Origin of the sequence: Reinekea sp. G2M2-21, from assembly GCF_015687175.1 — a bacterium.
Classification (GTDB): Bacteria; Pseudomonadota; Gammaproteobacteria; order Pseudomonadales; family Natronospirillaceae; genus Reinekea.
Map to the genome: position 1 here is coordinate 959,881 of NZ_JADPQG010000001.1, position 20,093 is coordinate 979,973.

At 46.1% G+C, this 20,093-nt stretch carries 19 protein-coding genes; 13 read left to right on the forward strand and 6 right to left on the reverse strand.

Features of this window, described 5'->3' with window-relative positions; all coding sequences use genetic code 11:
* Nucleotides 1-33: 33 nt before the first annotated feature.
* The 5 genes from IYN85_RS04420 (at nucleotide 34) to IYN85_RS04440 (ending at nucleotide 3,214) form a co-directional block, all read left to right on the forward strand.
* On the forward strand, nucleotides 34-510 hold the full coding sequence (locus IYN85_RS04420; protein WP_196157618.1) for a hypothetical protein: 477 nt from the start codon (nucleotides 34-36) through the stop codon (nucleotides 508-510).
* Between the two features lie 515 nt (nucleotides 511-1,025).
* Entirely contained in the window at nucleotides 1,026-1,355 is a 330-nt protein-coding gene (locus tag IYN85_RS04425) for a DUF6331 family protein (protein ID WP_196157619.1), read from the forward strand.
* Nucleotides 1,356-1,420: 65 nt separating this feature from the next.
* Nucleotides 1,421-1,945 carry a hypothetical protein gene (locus IYN85_RS04430; protein ID WP_196157620.1) on the forward strand — a complete coding sequence of 175 codons (525 nt, stop codon included), beginning with the start codon at nucleotides 1,421-1,423 and terminating at the stop codon, nucleotides 1,943-1,945.
* Between the two features lie 103 nt (nucleotides 1,946-2,048).
* Nucleotides 2,049-2,723, forward strand: coding sequence for an HAD family hydrolase (locus IYN85_RS04435; RefSeq protein ID WP_196157621.1), 675 nt, complete (start codon nucleotides 2,049-2,051; stop codon nucleotides 2,721-2,723).
* A 143-nt stretch (nucleotides 2,724-2,866) separates the two neighbouring features.
* The gene (locus IYN85_RS04440; protein WP_196157622.1) at nucleotides 2,867-3,214 is read left to right on the forward strand and encodes a hypothetical protein; all 348 of its coding nucleotides are present in this window, start codon (nucleotides 2,867-2,869) and stop codon (nucleotides 3,212-3,214) included.
* Between the two features lie 904 nt (nucleotides 3,215-4,118).
* Here IYN85_RS04440 and cynS read toward each other — a convergent pair.
* The 3 genes from cynS to IYN85_RS04455 form a co-directional block, all read right to left on the reverse strand.
* A complete protein-coding gene (cynS, locus tag IYN85_RS04445; protein WP_196157623.1) occupies nucleotides 4,119-4,568 on the reverse strand; it encodes a cyanase in 450 nt (149 codons plus the stop codon).
* 66 nt (nucleotides 4,569-4,634) lie between these two features.
* Nucleotides 4,635-6,356 (reverse strand): bifunctional protein-serine/threonine kinase/phosphatase, encoded by a 1,722-nt coding sequence (locus IYN85_RS04450; RefSeq protein WP_196157624.1) that lies wholly within the window; start codon nucleotides 6,354-6,356, stop codon nucleotides 4,635-4,637.
* A gap of 44 nt (nucleotides 6,357-6,400) precedes the next feature.
* Nucleotides 6,401-7,216: a formate/nitrite transporter family protein gene (locus IYN85_RS04455; protein WP_196157625.1), complete on the reverse strand. Its 816-nt coding sequence runs from the start codon at nucleotides 7,214-7,216 to the stop codon at nucleotides 6,401-6,403.
* Between the two features lie 563 nt (nucleotides 7,217-7,779).
* Here IYN85_RS04455 and IYN85_RS04460 point away from each other — a divergent pair.
* The 3 genes from IYN85_RS04460 to IYN85_RS04470 are packed head-to-tail and all read left to right on the forward strand — an operon-like array spanning nucleotide 7,780 to nucleotide 9,918.
* Nucleotides 7,780-8,706, forward strand: a complete 927-nt coding sequence (locus IYN85_RS04460) for an ABC transporter ATP-binding protein (protein ID WP_196157626.1) — start codon at nucleotides 7,780-7,782, stop codon at nucleotides 8,704-8,706.
* The gene (locus IYN85_RS04465; RefSeq protein WP_196157627.1) at nucleotides 8,703-9,464 is read left to right on the forward strand and encodes an ABC transporter permease; all 762 of its coding nucleotides are present in this window, start codon (nucleotides 8,703-8,705) and stop codon (nucleotides 9,462-9,464) included. Before IYN85_RS04460 ends, IYN85_RS04465 begins: the two co-directional genes overlap by 4 nt.
* A gap of 16 nt (nucleotides 9,465-9,480) precedes the next feature.
* On the forward strand, nucleotides 9,481-9,918 hold the full coding sequence (locus tag IYN85_RS04470) for a GNAT family N-acetyltransferase (RefSeq protein ID WP_196157628.1): 438 nt from the start codon (nucleotides 9,481-9,483) through the stop codon (nucleotides 9,916-9,918).
* A gap of 42 nt (nucleotides 9,919-9,960) precedes the next feature.
* Here the strand turns inward: IYN85_RS04470 and pykF are convergent, their stop codons facing one another.
* Nucleotides 9,961-11,370 (reverse strand): pyruvate kinase PykF, encoded by a 1,410-nt coding sequence (gene pykF, locus IYN85_RS04475; protein WP_196157629.1) that lies wholly within the window; start codon nucleotides 11,368-11,370, stop codon nucleotides 9,961-9,963.
* Between the two features lie 480 nt (nucleotides 11,371-11,850).
* Between pykF and IYN85_RS04480 the strand changes: the two genes are divergently transcribed.
* The 5 genes from IYN85_RS04480 to IYN85_RS04500 all read left to right on the forward strand — a co-directional run bounded on the left by IYN85_RS04480 (nucleotide 11,851) and on the right by IYN85_RS04500 (nucleotide 16,406).
* Nucleotides 11,851-12,333: an Rrf2 family transcriptional regulator gene (locus IYN85_RS04480; protein ID WP_196157630.1), complete on the forward strand. Its 483-nt coding sequence runs from the start codon at nucleotides 11,851-11,853 to the stop codon at nucleotides 12,331-12,333.
* A 149-nt stretch (nucleotides 12,334-12,482) separates the two neighbouring features.
* A complete protein-coding gene (locus tag IYN85_RS04485) occupies nucleotides 12,483-13,802 on the forward strand; it encodes a hypothetical protein (protein WP_196157631.1) in 1,320 nt (439 codons plus the stop codon).
* Between the two features lie 425 nt (nucleotides 13,803-14,227).
* Nucleotides 14,228-14,842, forward strand: coding sequence for a hypothetical protein (locus tag IYN85_RS04490; RefSeq protein ID WP_196157632.1), 615 nt, complete (start codon nucleotides 14,228-14,230; stop codon nucleotides 14,840-14,842).
* Nucleotides 14,839-15,570: an MBL fold metallo-hydrolase gene (locus IYN85_RS04495; protein ID WP_196157633.1), complete on the forward strand. Its 732-nt coding sequence runs from the start codon at nucleotides 14,839-14,841 to the stop codon at nucleotides 15,568-15,570. The genes IYN85_RS04490 and IYN85_RS04495 overlap by 4 nt, the downstream gene beginning before the upstream one ends.
* A 68-nt stretch (nucleotides 15,571-15,638) precedes the next feature.
* The gene (locus IYN85_RS04500) at nucleotides 15,639-16,406 is read left to right on the forward strand and encodes a methyltransferase domain-containing protein (RefSeq protein WP_196157634.1); all 768 of its coding nucleotides are present in this window, start codon (nucleotides 15,639-15,641) and stop codon (nucleotides 16,404-16,406) included.
* A gap of 23 nt (nucleotides 16,407-16,429) precedes the next feature.
* On the opposite strand, the gene IYN85_RS04505 is transcribed toward IYN85_RS04500, so the two are convergent.
* Together IYN85_RS04505 and acnB are read right to left on the reverse strand one after the other, a co-directional pair.
* Nucleotides 16,430-17,041, reverse strand: a complete 612-nt coding sequence (locus IYN85_RS04505; RefSeq protein ID WP_196157635.1) for a hypothetical protein — start codon at nucleotides 17,039-17,041, stop codon at nucleotides 16,430-16,432.
* A 217-nt stretch (nucleotides 17,042-17,258) separates the two neighbouring features.
* Entirely contained in the window at nucleotides 17,259-19,844 is a 2,586-nt protein-coding gene (gene acnB / locus IYN85_RS04510) for a bifunctional aconitate hydratase 2/2-methylisocitrate dehydratase (protein WP_196157636.1), read from the reverse strand.
* Nucleotides 19,845-20,093 lie beyond the last annotated feature (249 nt).

Sequence of the window (20,093 nt, forward strand, 5' to 3'; positions counted from 1 at the left end):
TTATGTGTCAAAGCTAACCAACGGGTTTTAAAAGTGGAATGGATTAACTGGAACCAGCTAAAAGAAAATGAAAAATGTTTTTTCATGGATGATGAAATTCCAAGACTGCATAATGAACATAAAAATCGAATATTTACTTGCACAGGGAAAAATGCGAGGGAGTTCCGCGCTGATGCACTCTCAAAAATACCCGAATATTCATATTTAGTTTCTAGCCCTAATAGAAAAGAGGTCTCACTATCAATTATTGATGCTTGGGGAGACCCCGAAAAAGAGCAAGAAGTAAGAAGTTGGCTTTATGGTTTGGGTATTCCATACTCAAAAGAAGTGTATCTACTATATGACAATCAAGTTGTAAGAACTGAGTGGAAAATTTTAGTCAAATACTGGGATTGTTTCGCTAACAATGTCGGAATGGTGATGGTAGTTGTGGATTCAAGCTGGAGCTGGGCCTGTGAATTCCATCATGAAGATGTAATATCCTTCTATGATTACAGTAAAAACACATAACAAAGTTGTCAACGCGGACTCCATTTCCGTTGCTTTTAATATGTGCTTAAATAGCACATATTAAAAGCAACTACAATTCGCCGGTTACAACGGCGTTATGAATCTTTCGTAGGGAACGGATGAACTACTTACTACTATCAATATTGCTTCATCTACCACTTGTCATTGCGATAGTTGTAGGCTCTTACGTTCTATTGAAAAGTAATAGAGTTAAGTCGCGTGGATTTGTTGTGGCGGCCGTTTCTTACTTGATTGCTACTATCTTGGCGATTCCATTATCTGAAGCAGTCACAGTATATTTTGGTCCGAGTATCATGGCCGTGTCAGTACTTACATTGTGTATGAGCTTTATTACTGCTTTGGCATTTGGTTATATGTTCTACAGCTTCCAAAAGGCTAGCAATTCATAACAAGCCAAGGCTACTCAGGCCAAAACATCGCTCCGCGGCTGGCCTTGGACTCAAACACGCTGCGCGCGTTTTCGCCGTAGCTTAGGGGCGTTATAAATACTGAATATGAGCAATTTTACAGTAGTAGATATTTCCGGTTCTGCTGATTTAAGACGGTTTCTAAAGTCTTTAGAGCGAAATTGTACAGCTGATTGTTGTAAAGCTGCTGCGTTTGAGGTTAATGCTGAAAACATTAAGCAATGGCGAGATAATGAAGCTACAAACTGCGATGCTATAATTTATCAAGAGTTATTCGACTTAAAGCAATTAGATCTGGAAAATTATAATTTTGTAAAACTTAATATCCGTAGCTTGGAGTCAGACTGGAGTTCTCATGAATTTTGCGAGTTTGTCGACCTATTGCTTAATAAACTTCATAAAGTAATTTGCAAATAATTTATAACAATCAAAGGCTGCGGATTTGCAACCGCAACTTTAAGCGTTAGCTGTCTGGAGAGACAATGATCATCCAAAAGGATAAGCGTAGAGAAAAGCTGATTGAATATGGCGTAATTCCAGCCTTTCTCGATGCGATCGATAATACCGGCGAATATCAAGATTTGGAATTTATCGTTAAGTACCCTGATGGTGCTTATTGGTACCTTGAAGATATCTACCCTAGTTACAGTATTTTCAAGGGTTATGATGTCACGCCAATCTACGAAGGTGGAAATGGCGATACATTTTATGTGCTTCTATCAAATAATGAAGAGGCGCGGTTCGTTCATTTCGAGCTAGAGAATGACGAAATCTATAACGATTATGGAAGTGATTTTTGGTTAATGTTTGTTGATTTCTTAATTGGATACTATGAATTCGCTGATGAATCCAGTATTGATGCATTAACAGAAAGCGGTCTTAAAATGGGGTTTCCAAAATCTGCTGATCTTTTCAGTTCATTAGAATCTGCAGATAAAAATGGGCTCAGGAATACGTTTGATCTTGATAAGAAATGGCGCGAGGAAAATGTACATAAATTCCTATAAGTCACAGCTAACAAGTAAAGCCAGCAACGCCCCTGCGGGGCTGGACCTCCGTTTCGGCGCTTCGCGCCTACACTGCGGCCGCTGCTTTAGGCGTTAGGTAGCTATGAGATACGTATTCCTTGATCTAGACAACACACTTACTGATAGAAAAGCCACTGTCAGTGCTTACGCCGAATATTTTTTTACGGAATATAACGACTCATTAGATCCAGATGTTTCGAAAGAGTATTTGAAAGAGGCATTTAATGGCCTGGATAGAGGTGGGTACGAAACTCACGAAGTGAGAAGTCAGCTTATTAGTGAATTAGGGATATGGAAATGCACTGTTTCAGCCGATGAATTGTCTAAACACTGGCAGAGTTGGGTTCCAAACAATTCGTTACCTATGATTGGCTTATATCAATGTCTTACCGAATTGATTGAAATGAGTTTTAAACTCTGTCTCGTTAGCAACGGACAAAGCAAGAACCAAAGGGAAAAAATTAAGAAACTTGCTTTAGATGAATATTTCGAAAAAATTGTTATCTCTGAGGAAGTAGGGTTTAAAAAGCCTGATATTCAAATTTTTCAGAAGGCCTTATGCGAAATGGGGTGTAATGCAGATGAAGCTTTCTTTGTTGGTGACCACCCGTTAAATGACTATATGGGAAGTATCGAAGCTGGTTTATTTGGTATCTGGTACGAAGGTGCACACCAATGGCCAGATGACTATCCTAAGCCAGTAAGCATAAAGACTTTAAATGAGTTGTGCCCATTGGTCCGCAACTTAACAATCTAAGGCAAGGGTCGCAAAAAAGCCGCGCCCATGCATTAAGCGTTCTGTGTCACAAAGGAGTCACTACAATCGATTGTTCATTTAGGAAATGGGAGGGCACTACTGATTTAGATTTGGTTTGTACCAAATTACTAGATAACGCCAACATGGATGTTAATTTCACTGACCATCCATTCACTATTGAGCTTGTTTTCTACGTGATTGGTTCTGATATCAAGGTGAGGTTTACCTGTTCAGAAATCGAAGGCCTTAACTTAGAAAAAGATTGGAATGATGGGCCTCTTTATGTGGCATTAGAGGCAAATGTTAAGTCACCAACATTGGTCAGAGATCCGGATCAGCCTGATCACGAGTTCTCGTGCATTGATCATTCAGAGTACTTGTGGGAAATTAGTGTATTACCAGAAGCAAACCTTAATATCAAATGCCTTTCGTTTGATTGGAGCCTAGAGAAAATATCAGATGAAGAGTTATCCTGGCTCAATGCCAGTTAAACACAGAACAATCACAGGCAAGCGACGCTAAAATCCGCGCGCCTGCTGCAAACGTTATGAGTCAAGGTGGTGAATTTGGATTGGCCTACCAACGAAGACTGCTATCAAGCAATGAAAGCATTTGCGATGTATTACATGGAAGGTGAGCAGTTGGATAACTGGCTAAGTGTTATAGAAGATGGTCTTAATACTGGACGCTTTCCTCCAGGTAGGGTTTCTTACATGAGATTGATCAAGTAATTAAATCATCATCAAAGCCGACTATGTCCAATAGAGCAGAGCTGTATCAGTTGATTTGTACCGTATGCATATAGAAACTCATAACGAGCACATCAAAAATCGCCCACAAAAGGCGTGGGCTGGTCTCGCTGACGCTCGCCTTTTACGTGGGCGTTGAAATGTCTGCTTTAAGGTAATCCCCTCACACTCAACCTGAAGTTAAACCGTCTGCTTTGTGATGTTTTCGGTTATTAATCTGGATACCCACTTTAGTCCGCTTACCTGAAAAACTGATTGAGCCAATGATGCACAACATTAAAATATCAAACTATATTTTCGTAGGGTCGTACACTTAAGCGAACTCAGATTTAAAGAAAGATCAAACTTTGTTTTATGTATGTACGATATGTGGCCAATTCAGGCCTTGTTTTCAATCAAACTCTATTTAGAGCCGACAACGGGAGAATTTGTTGGGCTACTTCAAGTCATCGCGGCCCTATAAAATATTTTAGGAAATGCGCAGATCTTCGCTCAGAATTGTAAACTCAAGGACGACATTAACCTGTTCATGGGGTTACGTCATGGGCACCGAGGTATCGGACCGCCATGCCTTATAACCTTAAGTTTGCAGCAGCGACTTAGGGCATGTATGGATGCCCTAAGCCTGATAGAAGACTGCAGTGCCTTAAAATGATTTGTACGGCAGGAATTTTCCGGACAAAGTGACGTTGACCCGGTCGCCTTTGGGGTCTTCCTCTCGCTCAACATCGAACGTGAAATCAATCGCACTCATAATGCCATCGCCAAATTCTTCATGAATGAGTTCTTTGATGGTTGTCCCAAAAACATTCACCACTTCATACCAGCGGTATATTAACGGATCCGTCGGTACTGCGGTTGGCAGTGAGCCTTTGTATGGAGAAATCTGTAGCCAGGCGATTGCCTCATTGGGTAGGGAAAAAATTTCTCCCACCAACTCGGCTTGCACTTTGTTAAACGTCATTTGGCCCAGGCAAGCCGCAGTGGTCCATTCTTTTGACTGGCCAACTTTCTCGGCCACTTCTTTCCAGGTAACACCTTTTTGAACCTTGGCGGATACAATCAATTGTGTAACATCTTCTCGGCTGTGAATCATGGGTAGTCCTTCCTTCTATTGATCTGTGGGTATGTGATTTTTCTGCGTTCGAAACCAGTCGTTTTTTTAGTTATATAATAAATAAACGACAATACAGGACAGCACGAACGAAACGCCTTGCCAGAAGGCAGTCGGGTTTCGCTCTATTAGGGGTCTCTTTGTTTTGTTTATAAAATATTTGTTCGGGTGTCGTAAGTCGTAAATGAACTCGGCACTGTCTTCGTAACGGCTCAGTGGGTTCGTGTGCACGGCCTTTCGAATCGCTTCATCTATCCAGGAAGGGATGGCAAGTTCGTCGTTTAAGACACTTTGGTATGCCAATTTGCGTTGTGCTGATAGTGTGCGTGCGCCGGGGACCTTGGTGCCGTATGGGTATTTACCACTGAGCAAAAAATAGGTGATAACGCCCAGTGAAAAGAGGTCTGATCGAGTGGAGCCGACTTCGCCCAGAAAGTATTCTGGCGCGGCATAGAGCGCAGTACCTAACAATTGATCTTGCTGGCTTAATGGTGTCCGTTCGGCCACACCAGCGACATAGGTTGAGCCAAAGTCGATAATTTTAATGTTGTTGTGACTGTCAATCATGATGTTTTCTGGTTTCAGATCCTGGTGCAGCATGTCCATCCGGTGAAAGCTGCGTAGCCCTTTCGATAATTGCTCAATAATCTGACGAACGGTTTCCAACGAAGGGCGTGGGTTATCTCGATGCCATTGCGCCAATGTCTGGCCTTCAATGTATTCCGAGACGGTGTAAATGTAATTTCGATCACGTTCCACCTTACCAGCGGCCAGCACGTATGGACTTTTAATCCGACGGGCAATCCACTCTTCCATCAGAAAACGTTCCAGATAAGCGGGATCTGCAGATAAATCTACACTGGGCGTTTTCAGTACCACTAATTCGTCGGTGTCGGCATCCTGTGCCAGATAGACATGGCTACGGGCGCTATTATGGAGCGTTCTTAAAATTCGGTAGCCATCGAAAATCTGTCCGGCATCAATCGAAGGTGGCAATGGTAAGGAATCCAATAAGGTTTGAACTTCACTGGGTTCGTCAACGGGTAATGCCTCCACTTGCACAATCTGAATACTCAGATTATCGGTGCTGCCGGCATCGAAGGCCGTCTTGGCAATTGTCTGAGCGGCTGCTTCCAGATTGTTTTTGTGCTCAGCAATAATCTGAAGTATGGTCTCGGGTTGAACGAACTCATAAATACCATCGGTGCATAGAACGAAGGTGTCATCGCAGTTTAACTGTATTTCGAGGCTGTCAACGTCGCAATCTGGTTGGATGCCGAGTGCTCGGCTCAGATAACTCTGCTGTTGCGAGGTCCAATAGCGATGATCGTTAGTGAGTTGCTCTAAAGCCCCATTCGCGATCCGATAGACTCGGGCGTCGCCAATATGGACGATCTCAGCAAGGTGCGCTTTCAAAATCAACGCTGAAAAGGTACACACGTAACCACGGTCTTTGTCATAACGGTAAGGGCTTTGCTGTGTTAGCGTGTAAAGCTGATTATTGATCGACTGCATGGCGGTCAACGCTGAGTGTTTTAACGACCAGGCATCGGACGTGCAATAGTAATCATCGATGAATGACTGCACGGCATTTTCACTGGCAATCTGGCTGACTGAGCTGCTGCTGATGCCGTCGGCAATGGCAAAAACTATGCCTTTCTGACGTCGCAGATTGCCGTTTGGTATCTTATAACCAAGTGCATCCTGGTTGATGTCTTTTCGACCCTTGTCGCTGTAGAAACCTGTGTTAACCGTTAATTGTTGCGTCATGGTTGCTCGGCCTGAGTTGCCCGGCTTGAAGCCGGGCAGGGCTGTTAGGGTTGCAATACACGCTTGGGTGCAGTTTTAATATGTGTGCTGTAAAGTGTTAGGCCAGTGAATGCCAGTCCGCCGATAAGGTTGCCCAGCACCGTTGGAATTTCGTTCCAAATGAAGTAATCCATGACTGAAAAGTCGCCACCAAGAATGATGCCAGACGGAAACAGGAACATGTTAACGACGGAATGCTCAAATCCCATGAAAAAGAACAACATGATTGGCATCCACATCGCGATTACTTTGCCCGGTACGGTCGTGGAAATCATCGCGCCCACGACACCCATGGATACCATCCAGTTACACAGCATGCCCCGGATGAAAATAGTGAGCCAACCGTTAATTCCGTGCGCTGCGTAGCCCAACGTACGTGACTCCCCAACGCCAGCAATCTTCTCGCCGACGGCTCCTGGGTCTGTGGTGAAACCATAGGTGAACACGAATGCCATCATAAACGCGACTGTCAGTGCGCCAGCGAAGTTACCCAGAAAAACCAATCCCCAGTTTCGCAATACGCCGTTGACGGTGACGCCAGGTCGTTTGTCCAGCAGAGCTAGCGGTGCAAGTACAAAGACGCCCGTCAGTAAATCAAACCCCATCAAATAAAGCATGCAGAATCCAACCGGAAACAAAATTGCACCGATGAGGAACACGCCGGTTTGTACAGCGATGGTGACCGCGAAGGCAGCGGCTAATGCCAGAATAGCGCCAGCCATAAAAGCGCGAATTAACGTATCACGGGTAGACATGTAAACTTTCGATTCACCAGCATCTACCATTTTTGTGACGAATTCCGAAGGTAGTATATACGACATAATCGTTCTCTCTTTCCTGAAGGTTCCGTTGTTTCACTTGTTCCTTTTCTCAACGTCGATAAGCGTTAAGAACCACTTTTTGACAGGCAATAAAAAACGGCGACTCGCCAGCCCACTCAGTGAGTTGTCGAGGACGCCGTTGTCCTGGTTTCGCAATTAAAAAGTGGGAACGTTTAAGTGCCCGAGTTGAGATTTGCAAATCATGTGCCATTCGTCACTTTCGGCGCATTAGCATAGTAATTGGCGAATAGAGACGCGATTTGACGTCAGTAGCGGGCGGGTTTTCGCTACTTTGCGGAGCAAAACATGAAACAGTTGCACTCAAATGGTTCGGGATTCTATCCATTGCCCGGAGGACGCTTGTTACCTGCAGAGCTTGTCTCGATATTCTCCAATTTCTGCTACCACCGAGTTTAATTGAGTTTGTTCAGAGAGGCGTCAGAGTAAAATAATGAGAATGATTATCTGCGTAGTGGTGGGTTTTTCGCTATGCTGAGGTTTGGTGGTCATGAACTTGGCCAGAAAAGAACTGAACCCTATACACAACAATAATCGGGGACGATGTGAATTCAATTATTTCTATTCAGAATCTGTCGAAGGTCTATGACAATGGCTATAAGGCATTAAACCAAGTGTCGTTGCAGATAAGAGAAGCTGAGATATTAGCTTTGTTGGGGCCGAACGGGGCCGGTAAAACGACATTGATAAGTACAATTTGCGGGATCGTCAATCCTACCAGTGGCTCTGTATTGGTAGCAGGATATGACATTATTCGCGATTACCGTAAAACGCGCAGTCTTATCGGCCTGGTCCCACAGGAGCTGCATACCGAGGCTTTTGAAACGGTATGGGCGACAGTCAGCTTCAGTCGCGGTTTGTTTGGGTTGCCACCGAACGCGGCTTATATAGAGCGAGTCTTGCGTGATCTCTCTTTATGGGACAAGCGGGATACGAAGATCATGCAGCTGTCTGGTGGTATGAAACGACGTTTGCTGATCGCAAAGGCATTGTCTCATGAGCCCAGGGTGCTGTTCCTTGACGAACCGACCGCGGGGGTCGATGTCGAATTGCGCAAAGATATGTGGCAGGTGGTAGAGCGTTTGCGTCAAAGTGGCGTCACAATCATTTTAACTACGCACTATATAGAAGAAGCCGAAGAAATTGCGGATCGGATCGCTATTATCAATGGCGGTGAAATTAAGTTGGTCGAGAACAAAGATGAGCTTATGCGTAAACTGGGTAAAAAGCAGATGACGTTAGACTTGAAACAACCCATGGCTAAGTTACCTGAATGGTTAAGTGAATTCAGCCTATCGCTACAGAATGACGGTACCCAGCTGGTATATCAGTACGATGCGACGCATTCGCACACGGGTATCGCGAGTTTGATGCAGTTGTTGTCGGACCATGGAGTTCAGTTTAAAGATCTGGCAACGCACCAGAGTTCACTGGAAGATATTTTTGTCGACCTGATCAAGGAGGCATCATGAACATTCATTCGATCAAAGCGATTTACAACTTTGAAATGGCGCGGACCCGACGCACGGTGTTACAAAGCATTGTTTCGCCCGTTATATCGACGTCTCTTTATTTTGTTGTGTTTGGTGCGGCCATTGGTTCACGCATTACTTCGGTAGAAGGGGTTAGTTATGGGGCCTTCATTGTCCCCGGTTTAATGATACTGTCGCTTATGACACAAAGCATTTCTAATGCGTCCTTTGGTATCTATTTCCCCAAGTTCACCGGAACTATTTATGAGTTGTTGTCAGCTCCCGTTTCTTATTTCGAAATAATGCTCGGCTATGTTGGTGCGGCGGCAACTAAGTCACTGATAGTGGGCAGTATTATTTTGATCACCGCGGCTTTTTTTGTTGATCTTCAAATCATGCATCCGTTCTGGATGGTATGGTTCCTGTTAATGACGGCGATCACGTTCAGTCTGTTCGGTTTTATAATTGGTATCTGGGCCGACAACTTTGAGAAACTGCAATTGATCCCTCTGTTGATTGTCACACCTTTGGTGTTTTTGGGCGGAAGCTTTTATTCAATTTCGATGCTGCCTGATCTATGGCAAAAAATCACCCTGCTTAACCCCGTACTCTACTTAATCAGTGGCTTTCGCTGGAGTTTTTATGGCGTATCAGACGTCAGTGTTAGCGTTAGTCTGATCATGATTACCGGATTTTTGGTTGGCTGTTCCGCTATAATTTGGTGGATATTCAAAACCGGTTATCAAATAAAACAATAAAATCACGAGGCGTGCTATGACCATACTTCAGCAATCCGTCGGTTATCCTGTATCCCGAATGTCTGCCAAGCATTATAAGGCGTTGGCGTTAATGAATGCCGAGCTGATTCAGGACGAAGGGCACGCCAATACCATGACTTTAACGGAATTGGAGCAACGCATAATCTCTTGGCTCGATGGTGGGGAATACGGGTGCCACGCAGTATTGCATCGTAACTTGCCAGTTTCTTATTGTATTTGGCGGGAAGAGGAATCGCATTTATATGTACGTCAGATCTTCACTCTTCGCCAATATCGAAAGCGGGGGCTTGCCACCAAGATGATCGAATTCTTACAGCACAACGTCGCCAACGGAAAGCCGATTCGATTGGAAGTGCTCGCAAAGAATAAGCAAGCGGCGAAGTTCTATCAGAAATTGGGCTTTGAATTGTACAGTCATACTTTTCAGCGCTAAAAAAAGGAGCCAGTGGCTCCTTATTCATCGAAGATCGGGTGATCAGTCGATATAGTGCACAGACATGGTGTTTGTCGTGTCAAACAATGCGCCTGCGACAACCAAAATTGCATCGCCAGGTTTCGCCAGGTTGTATTCAACCGCTTTTTCTTTAGCTTTTTCGTAGATGCAGTCGCTGTTTTCAAAAGGTTCAACGATCGAAGTCGTCACACCCTTGGTCAGACACAAGTGCTGCGCTGTCTTGGCATTGCGGGTCAGTGCCAGAATCTGAGCTTTCGGGAAGTATTTACGGACAGACTTCACGGATTTGCCGTTTTGCGTGCCAACCACTATCAATTGTGTATCCAGATCTTGAGCTGTGTGTACCGCTGCTTTACAGATCGACTCGGTGACTCGCAGTGAACCTGTTTCAACCGGTAGAGGGCGATCGATTTGTTTCATGGCATCGTCTGTGCGTTCACAGATTTGGGCCATAATCGCAACGGTCTCTGCTGGGTATTTGCCCTTGGCGGATTCGCCAGACAACATGACCGCATCGGTACCGTCCAGAATTGCGTTGGCAACGTCGCCAGCTTCGGCGCGGGTTGGGCGTGGATTTTTGATCATCGAATCCAGCATTTGGGTCGCAGTGATCACCGGCTTACGTGCCAGAATACACTTTTTGATCATCATTTTTTGTGCAAAAATGACTTCCTCAACCGCAATTTCAACACCCAGGTCGCCACGGGCAACCATGATGCCGTCGGAGGCTTCCAGAATTGCATCGAAGTTATCTACGCCTTCCTGATTTTCGATTTTAGAAATGATTTTGATGTGTTCGCCACCATTTGCTTCCAGCAGTTCACGGATTTCGACCACATCTGATGCTTTGCGGATAAACGACGCCGCAACAAAATCGACGTCCTGGCTTGCACCCCAAACGATGTCGGCGCGGTCTTTTTCAGACAGAGCAGGCAACTTAACGCTAACGCCCGGTAGGTTGACCCCTTTCTTATTGCCCAGTTCACCGGTATTTTCAACTTTACAGATGACATCGTTGCCGCTGATTTCAGTCACGGTCAGTTGAATAAGACCGTCGTCCAGCAACACGGTATTGCCGACGCTGAGGTCTTTGGCAAAGTCTTCGTAGGTAACAGCAACACGAGTGTTGTCACCCACAACGGTTTGATCGGTTGTTAACGTGAAGGATTGGCCGGCTTCCAGCAACACATCGCCATCGGCAAGGTTCATGGTGCGGATTTCAGGACCTTTGGTGTCCAGTAAAATCGCGACTTTCTTGCTCAATTCTTTAGAGACTTCACGAACATTGTTGATTCGCGCACCGTGCTCTTCGTAATCACCGTGAGAAAAGTTTAAACGCATGACATTCATGCCCGCTTGAACGAGCTTGGTCAGCATTTCTTTTGACTCTGAAGCAGGTCCGATCGTACAAACAATTTTGGTCTTTCGCATATTGGGAGGCCCCTCGAAATGTGCTGGTTTATCCATAGTATGGATCATTACTCAATAATCGTGCCGCACACTACCATATTTTTCGGATTTTTCACTATTCCAGATCAATATTTTGGTAAAACTACTACTTTATTCTAAAAGGAGTAGTTGTTGGTATTTTCGCTTAAGTTCTGTTAAGTGGCTGATAAAGTGCTATAAAGTCTGTGAATTGTGCGAAAATCATCTCCGGTGTGCGGGATTTTTCTGGAATCCACTGATTCATTGACAGGGTTCCAATTCCCCTTATTGTAATTTAATTACATTCTTTTACCACAGGATTATGTCAATCAAGAATTCGAGGTTTTTGGGCGTTTACAACCGTCCACCCATAGATCGGACACATCTCAGCCGCAATGCCATACGTCCGATATGGTAACTAGTCTTTAATTGTTTTAAGGTGAATCCTGTTGAGGCCGCCGTCATAATCAAGAGAAAAGCTTTATGAAGATTAACAGTTTTACCAACTATGCGTTTCGGATACTGATCATGTTAGGGGCTAACCCAAATAAGACAGTTTCGCTGACCGAAGTTGCTAAAGCCTACGATATTTCCCTTAATCACCTGAAAAAGGTCTCGTCTCGTTTGGTAGAACACGGCCTAGTGGCAACAGAGCGAGGTCGAACTGGAGGGTTAAAGCTGCAAAAAGCCGCTGAAGATATCCACTTAGGAGAGATTTTCCGAATCTCACAAACCGATACTGCCTTCGTCGAGTGTATGGCGTCGGAAGGTCCTGGGTGTGTTATCTCGCCGGTATGTCGATTGCGAGGGATTTTCAGTAAAGCGCTGGAACAGTTTGTTGTTTATATGGATGAGTACACATTACATGACCTGGTAATGAATAAAGCTGAATTGAATGAACACCTTGGGTTTGAATTGATTGAATCGGTAGAGCTGGCCATATGCGTCGGCAACGAACAAGAATAAAAACCGACCAGGCTTCATGAAGGATGAGTTTGGTTGTGGAATAAAACTAAAATAGCGTGATGCCTGCAGTGCTTCAAAATGACCCTTTGTTGCATGTCATTTAATTTACTTCTGGTGGTGCGCGGTTTGAGTCGTTAATAGAGGAACCTATGAAAAAACTGTTAGTGGTATTGGTGGTTGGTTTTGTTGTCGCGACGGCGGCGAGCTACTTTGGTATGCAATGGAAGGTGCGCAAATCAGTTGATGATTTTTTTGCAGCGTTATTCTTTGTCGATGCCAGTTATGAGAAAGCCCAGATCGATTTGAATGGGCAAATTATACTCAACAATATCGAATTGTTCGTCCCAAGCAGTCAGACCACGGTGGAGATTGGCCGCATCGCTATTGCCACTGGCGGGTTCTTTAACACACTGGGGTTGGAAAAGACTATTAAAGAGGGCAAGTTGCCGGAACAGGTTGAGCTGAAAATCAGCAGCTTTTCCCTAGACATTGATCCTCAGTTTATTAATCAATTGGATGATGTTTATGAGCCCGGTACGTTCGAACAAGTGTTGGCGCTGGGCTGTGGTCGATATCTTGGTTTGGGACCTAAACAGGTTTTTGATATGGGGTTGCGAACGCTGACCTTTGATCTCAACCTGGGCTATACCTTCAATGCGCCGGCTGATGAATTTATCAGTTCGTTTGAACTGTATATGGATGGTATCGGGCATCTGATTCTCGATCAGTCCTATTTGGGCCTTGCCAACGTTATGCAGAATTACAAGTCGGCATTGGGCGGTTTTGACCCGACTTCCGTGGTGCCAACGAATCTGGAATTGCAATACGTTGATCTTGGCTACAACACGAAGGTACATGATTTTTGTGCCAAAGCTGCAGAAATGGATAAGCCTGAGTGGCTGGAGTTGAACCGTTCGATGTTTGCAGCAGTCCTAGACGAGATTGGCTTTGACGCCGATTTCGACGTTATTAAGCTTTATACCGATCTGTTCGATGCGCGGTCACGTTTAAACCTGAAGATGCGTCCATTACCCAATTTCGGTATGGCTGATCTGGAGTTTTACGGCATTGCTGAGTTGGTGGAATTGTTGGACCTGCAAGTGATCGTAAACAACGAGTCTGTGGGTATAGGTCGATTGTCTTGGGATCAGTCTAAGCTGACAAAGCTTGATCTGACTGATATACGTAAGACATTCCGGGTAGGTCCAGAGCCGGTAGAAGTAGAAGAAGCGCTTGTAGAAGCGAAAGAATTGGAGCGGATATTGAAGCCGGTTCCGGTTTCGGATCTGGCGCAATACCTGCACCGGGACGTACTGCTGGAGCGTAAAGATGGAAAAACCTTTGCTGGTGAGCTTTGGTCTGTGTCCAGCACGCGGGTTGTTGTACGTACCCGGTTGCGTTCTGGATATACCGATTTACCGCTGGTGCGCAGTGAGATAGCCACTGCGAAATTGTATCCGGAACCTTAACGGCAAGATATTCCTACCCCAGGGCCGGTTCAGCGTCGTTATTGGCGTTGCCGGCCGGTTCGTATGCTAAGCCTCGACAAAGCCAATGTCAGGCTGAGATGGACCTGAAATTAACGTCGCACCGTATCATCACTTCCTTTCTTCGCTCTATTCATCCGTTTTTGTGGACTGTTCAGTGTCGTCACATGGTCATCATTCATGAAATCTCAATGTATTCGTATCAATTTATTTCTAAGCTTGGAGGCACAAAGGCCGATATACAGCTTTAACAAAGGTTGGAGCGTTGACCCTTGCTTTGGATGCATGGGTTGTTTTTCCGCGTTTATGTCATCGATGGTTTCAAGAGGGATTCTTGGCATTTTGGTGACATATTCCGGCTAGGGTCTATAGTAAAAAATGACAGGTTGTTATGAACGGGAGTGGGCATGCGCAGAAATGAGTCAGCTGAAGTGACAGTGGCTTCAGCCCGGGTGGCCGGAGAGGTCTATCAGGTTGGGATTATTGCCCGCAAGCTGAGCTTGGCTGCTAAGAATGCTATGGCAATGGTTATGCGGGCCGGGTCGACGGCAAGTGGCTTGCGAGTCGTCTCAGATTTCTTTTCAGAACTGGCCAATACGTCCATTACCAGTGCTCATCAGATACATCATAGTGCGGTGTTAATCTCGCATAATTCGGTTGCTCAATGGAGAATGAACAGCTTTGATGATGCCATGGATGCAGCCTGCCGTTTGAATCATCAGTCAAAAGGATTGAGTACGTTACGGGAAACCATGCTTGCTCGTGGCGAGAAGCGCCGTAACGAGTTGCAAACAAGTTTCCGAAAGGAATGGACTCAACTGATTAACTTTCTTGAAGAGATCGACCAGCAGATTAAAGCAAGCAGTGTCATCGCTGTGAATTTCAGGTTAGAGGCGCTGGAAACCGGTCAGCAGACACAATTATTGAACCATATGGCAAAAGACATTGATTTACTGTCTGGTCAGATCAAAGCACATGTACAGCGCTCATTGAAACTCTTGAGGGATTTACGAATCGTATGAAGTCGCAAAAAATTTATGATGAACATCATCAATGGTATTTATTCGGACGTGACTCGGACAAACCTGAGTTAATTATCGACACCAATCAATACATGATTGTAAATGGCGATCAGGCGTTATTGCTCGATCCTGGTGGTGTGGAATTGTTCTCTCCCATGCTGGCGGCAATCATGAAGTACATCGATATTGACCAGCTGACGCACCTGTTTGCGTCACACCAAGACCCGGATATCATTTCGTCACTTGGCATGTGGGACCAGATTTTGCCGAAAGCCTCGCTGCACAGTCCTTGGTTATGGGAAGGTTTTATCCGGCACTTTGGTATGGAAAATATCAAGTACCAACCAATCAAGGACGAAGGTGGTCAGTTAACGCTCGGGAATCTGACCCTGGAGTTTATACCCGCACATTATCTGCACAGTTCCGGTAACTTCAATGTGTACGATCCTAAAGCTAAAATTTTGTTCAGTGGTGATATTGGCGCGGCACTGGAATCGGTCGATGCGCCTCTATATGTGGAAAATTTTGCAGAACACATTCCTAAGATGAAAGGATTCCATCAGCGTTGGATGCCTTCAAACCGGGCAAAACAGCATTGGATTGAAAGAGTTCGAAAATTGGATATTGATCTGATGGTGCCACAGCACGGACGCATTTTTAAAGGGCAGCATGTGCAGGATTTTTTGGATTGGTTTGAAAAGTTGGACGTTGGCAGTGCGGTCGTTTGAGTCATCAGGCACTGGTTAATCCTCATAAGCGCGTTACAATTCAGCCCATCTTTTGATGGGTTTTTATTATGGCTTATGTAAGCTTTGATGGGTTGGTTGATCGTTTTGCAGGTCAGATTTACCAATCCCGAAAGGGACGGTTACGCATGCATCTTGTCGATGCGCTCTATAAAAAATATCTGCCCGAATCGGTTGTTAACCGGGGTTTGGTGCTGGATGCGGCTGGTGGCCTGGGCCAGATGAGTCATTGGTTTCTGAGCAATGGCGCCAGGGTAGATTACTTCGATATTTCGCAGGAAATGGTGAGTAGTGTCAGCCAAAGTATGGCCGCTGCCATTGCCGACAAACGCTTGTCCGTACAACAGGCATCGGTCACTGAATACGTGCCGAAAGCTGACTACGATGTCGTTAATGTTCATGCGGTATTGGAATGGCTAGAGCAACCCATGACGCTTCTACCGGATATTGCGAGTTGGGTCAGGCCCGGAGGCTATCTCGGGCTGATGGTTTATAACCGCCATATGTTGATGTTGCGGCATTTGATGCGTGGCACTTTAAAACGCGCCATGGCCGGAGATATTGGCGGTGATCGCAAAGGACTGACTCCGATTTCACCGCTCGACCCGAGCGAGGTCAGGACGGCGCTGGAAGAGGCAGGGCTGCAGATACGTTGTCAGGCGGGTGTTCGTTCTTTTTCTGACCTAGCCGAAAACTGTGTTATTGACTGGTACTCAGAAGAAGATTTGTTCGACGCAGAGTTAGCGTTGTGCGAAACACGGCCTTATTGCGATATGGCGCGTTATGTTCTGTTTATTGCGCACCGGCCCGCTGACTAAGTATTGGAGGACCTTATCTGTCATTATTGCAGGCTGATGATTCCAAGTAACAGTAATGCTGGTATACAGGATGTGGCCAGGGCAACTGTGGCAAAGAAACCCAATAGTGAAACCCGGCCAATTGCGCCGCTGACAACAGCAATTCCGCCGCCACCACCTACCAAGGTGTTTCCCGGGGCATTGATAAGAAACGCAATACTCAGGTGCGGGTAGTTAGCCAGTGTGGTTCGTATCCATTGGAGGGATGTGGGGCTCTGGGCGTTGTTCTGCAGCTTGTACAATAGGTTTTTCACCCAGGGGAGATGTCTGCCAGCACGACCAAGCGCAAATGCAATGGTCAAGCCAACGACAGTGGCCAGCCAGGCACCGATAATGCCCGGTACTGAAAATAGCGCCATTATCATCAAACCGATCTCCATCCCTGGTGCAAAGGGTATGACCAGTATTAATGCATAGAGTGCACATAGCAGGGTTAACCAGGCCAGCGATGAGTAATCGGATTGGTCAATGAGTAGCTTCAGTGAATCATTGCCTCCTTTCAACAGATACGCAATGACGACCAGCGTCACAATAAAAAAGAGAATCCGGGCGGTTTGGTAAGTTCGGCCAGTGTTTTTCGGCATACAGTCAGACATGTATTGTGTTCGGAAAAAGAGGGTCAAGCATAGCGGAAAGAATGCTCAATAGTATCTCTGCTGCAATTATTTTTTTGAGTACGTTTCTGTTCTAAATACTTTTGTGACCAAACCATGCTCGAAGAATTAGTTTTATCCGGAACTTCGGGTGATACTCAAACGCCATGCGAAAAAAAAGCCTCACAGAATATGAGGCTTTTCTGAAGATGGTGATTGCTTATGCAGAAGCAATGACCGAGTTCGCGGCGTTGACGAAGTCACCCATCTGATCAAAGTTCAGATATCGGTAAACGTCGGCCGCCATGCTGTCGATCTTTTTGGCATATTCCATGTATTCTTCTGGAGTCGGCAATTTGCCAAGCAGTGAAGATACCGCCGCTAATTCTGCTGAAGCCAGGAATACATTGGCGCCATCACCCAGCCGGTTCGGGAAGTTACGAGTGGATGTTGAAACCACGGTGGACTTCGCAGCAACCCGTGCCTGGTTACCCATACACAGAGAACATCCTGGCATCTCGGTTCGTGCACCGGCGCGACCATAGATGTTGTAGTAACCTTCTTCCATCAACTGCGCCTGATCCATCTTCGTTGGTGGTGAAATCCACAAACGGGTGGAAATAGCGCCACCGTGCGCGTCAAGCAATTTACCTGCGGCGCGGAAGTGCCCGATGTTGGTCATACAGGAGCCAATGAACACCTCATCAATCTTGGTATTCATGACATCAGACAAGGTGCGTGCATCGTCCGGATCGTTAGGTGCACACAGGATCGGTTCTTTGATCTCGCTGAGATCAATTTCGATCACGTGAGCGTATTCAGCATCTGCGTCCGCACGCATCAGGCTTGGGTTGTCCAGCCATTCCTGCATCGCCACAGCGCGTCGCTCCAAAGTACGGGCGTCGCCATAACCATTGGCAATCATCCAACGCAACATAACGATGTTGGAACGCAGGTACTCAGCGACAGAATCTTCCGACAGGGTGATGGTACACCCTGCTGCAGAACGTTCAGCAGAAGCATCTGACAATTCAAAAGCCTGTTCAACGGTGAGGTCATCCAGGCCTTCAATTTCCAGTACCCGTCCTGAGAAAATGTTTTTCTTACCTTTTTTCTCAACGGTCAATGAACCGTCTTTAATGGCGTAATACGGAATCGCGTGGACCAGATCTCGTAATGTGATGCCCGGTTGACGTTCACCTTTAAAACGCACCAGAACCGATTCTGGCATATCCAGTGGCATGACGCCCGTTGCTGCGGCAAAAGCCACCAGACCAGAGCCGGCCGGGAAGGAAATGCCCATTGGGAAGCGGGTGTGAGAGTCACCACCGGTACCGACGGTGTCCGGTAACAACATCCGGTTTAACCAGCTGTGAATGATGCCATCACCTGGACGCAGTGAAACACCACCGCGATTCATGATGAAGTCTGGCAGGGTGTGCTGAGTGTCAATATCAACAGGTTTAGGGTATGCCGCTGTGTGACAGAACGATTGCATCACGAGGTCAGTTGAGAAACCAAGGCAAGCTAGGTCTTTCAATTCATCGCGAGTCATTGGGCCAGTCGTGTCCTGAGAGCCGACAGTCGTCATCTTAGGTTCGCAGTATTGACCTGGGCGAACACCTTCGACACCGCACGCTTTACCGACCATTTTCTGAGCCAGAGTAAAGCCTTTGCTGCTGGCCGCGACGTCGCTAGGGCGGGCGAATACATCAGAAGGTGCCAGTCCCATCGCTTCGCGGGCGCGGTCGGTCAAACCTCGGCCGATAATCAGTGGAATACGGCCGCCAGCGCGAACTTCATCCAACAACACGTTGGTTTTCAGTTCGAACTCAGAAATAACCTGACCATTTTTCTCAACTTTGCCTGCGTGTGGGTAAAGATCGATCACATCACCCATGTTCATCTGATCAACGTCCAGTTCAATCGGCAGCGCACCAGCGTCTTCCATGGTGTTGAAGAAAATCGGAGCAATTTTGTTACCTAGACAGAACCCGCCAAATCGTTTGTTCGGTACGTTTGGAATGTCCTGACCGGTGTACCAAAGTACAGAGTTGGTGGCAGACTTACGTGAAGAACCGGTACCCACAACATCACCGACTAAGGCCAGTGGATGACCTTTTTTCTTCAGTTCATCGATTTGTGCGATTGGACCGATCTCACCGGCTTTATCTGGCGTCAGACCATCACGTTCCATTTTATACATCGCCAGTGCGTGCAATGGAATGTCTGGACGAGACCAAGCATCCTGAGCGGGGGATAGGTCGTCTGTATTGGTTTCGCCGGTGACCTTGAATACGGTCAGCGTGATTTTTTCAGGGACGGCTGGCTTGCTTAAATACCACTCGGCATCGGCCCAAGATTGCATAACGCTCTTGGCCGCTTCGTTACCGGCGTCAGCTTTTTCTTTCACGTCATGGAAGGCATCAAAAACCAATAACGTGTGCTTGAGCTCTTCCGCTGCTTGCGCAGCTAACTTGTTGTCATCAAGCAGAGACACCAGTGTTTCAATGTTATAGCCGCCCTGCATGGTGCCGAGCAGCTTTACCGCTTCGACCGTGTCGATTAATGGTGAGCTTGCCTCACCCTTGGCAATAGCAGATAAAAAGCCAGCCTTAACGTAGGCTGCTTCATCTACACCAGGTGGGACTCGATTCACCAGAAGGTCTTTAATAAAAGATTCTTCGCCAGCAGGTGGATTTTTCAGCAATTCGACAAGCTCAGTCACCTGTTCGGCAGACAGTGGTTTTGCCGGAATACCCTGTGCAGCGCGTTCTTGTTCGTGTTTACGATAAGCTTCTAGCACGATTGGATCTCCATTTTTCGTTTATTTTTCGGTCATAGCGTTTTTTGGTTGTGAGCTTATTTCCGTTCAATGGGCGAGCGATTCTATATTCGCCGTTGAAATGAAAAACTCATGTGACGAAGCAAGATTCGAGTGTTGCTTCCCCATTTGCGCATTTCTTGATGTCTAGATGTTCAGTTATCGGTCTGGATCGCGATCAATCAATTCGTCCTCATAGGACTGGCAGACTGGGTTTAATATGGAGGCAAA

What these genes read in the sequence shown, in the direction of transcription:
- IYN85_RS04425 (WP_196157619.1), top strand. Translation starts at nt 1,026, where the DNA reads ATGAGCAATTTTACAGTAGTAGATATTTCCGGTTCTGCTGATTTAAGA.
- IYN85_RS04470 (WP_196157628.1), top strand. Translation starts at nt 9,481, where the DNA reads ATGACCATACTTCAGCAATCCGTCGGTTATCCTGTATCCCGAATGTCT.
- pykF (WP_196157629.1), bottom strand. Translation starts at nt 11,370, where the DNA reads ATGCGAAAGACCAAAATTGTTTGTACGATCGGACCTGCTTCAGAGTCA.
- IYN85_RS04480 (WP_196157630.1), top strand. Translation starts at nt 11,851, where the DNA reads ATGAAGATTAACAGTTTTACCAACTATGCGTTTCGGATACTGATCATG.
- IYN85_RS04485 (WP_196157631.1), top strand. Translation starts at nt 12,483, where the DNA reads ATGAAAAAACTGTTAGTGGTATTGGTGGTTGGTTTTGTTGTCGCGACG.
- IYN85_RS04450 (WP_196157624.1), bottom strand. Translation starts at nt 6,356, where the DNA reads ATGACGCAACAATTAACGGTTAACACAGGTTTCTACAGCGACAAGGGT.
- IYN85_RS04465 (WP_196157627.1), top strand. Translation starts at nt 8,703, where the DNA reads ATGAACATTCATTCGATCAAAGCGATTTACAACTTTGAAATGGCGCGG.
- IYN85_RS04490 (WP_196157632.1), top strand. Translation starts at nt 14,228, where the DNA reads ATGCGCAGAAATGAGTCAGCTGAAGTGACAGTGGCTTCAGCCCGGGTG.
- IYN85_RS04440 (WP_196157622.1), top strand. Translation starts at nt 2,867, where the DNA reads ATGGATGTTAATTTCACTGACCATCCATTCACTATTGAGCTTGTTTTC.
- IYN85_RS04455 (WP_196157625.1), bottom strand. Translation starts at nt 7,216, where the DNA reads ATGTCGTATATACTACCTTCGGAATTCGTCACAAAAATGGTAGATGCT.
- cynS (WP_196157623.1), bottom strand. Translation starts at nt 4,568, where the DNA reads ATGATTCACAGCCGAGAAGATGTTACACAATTGATTGTATCCGCCAAG.
- IYN85_RS04435 (WP_196157621.1), top strand. Translation starts at nt 2,049, where the DNA reads ATGAGATACGTATTCCTTGATCTAGACAACACACTTACTGATAGAAAA.
- IYN85_RS04430 (WP_196157620.1), top strand. Translation starts at nt 1,421, where the DNA reads ATGATCATCCAAAAGGATAAGCGTAGAGAAAAGCTGATTGAATATGGC.
- IYN85_RS04495 (WP_196157633.1), top strand. Translation starts at nt 14,839, where the DNA reads ATGAAGTCGCAAAAAATTTATGATGAACATCATCAATGGTATTTATTC.
- IYN85_RS04500 (WP_196157634.1), top strand. Translation starts at nt 15,639, where the DNA reads ATGGCTTATGTAAGCTTTGATGGGTTGGTTGATCGTTTTGCAGGTCAG.
- IYN85_RS04505 (WP_196157635.1), bottom strand. Translation starts at nt 17,041, where the DNA reads ATGTCTGACTGTATGCCGAAAAACACTGGCCGAACTTACCAAACCGCC.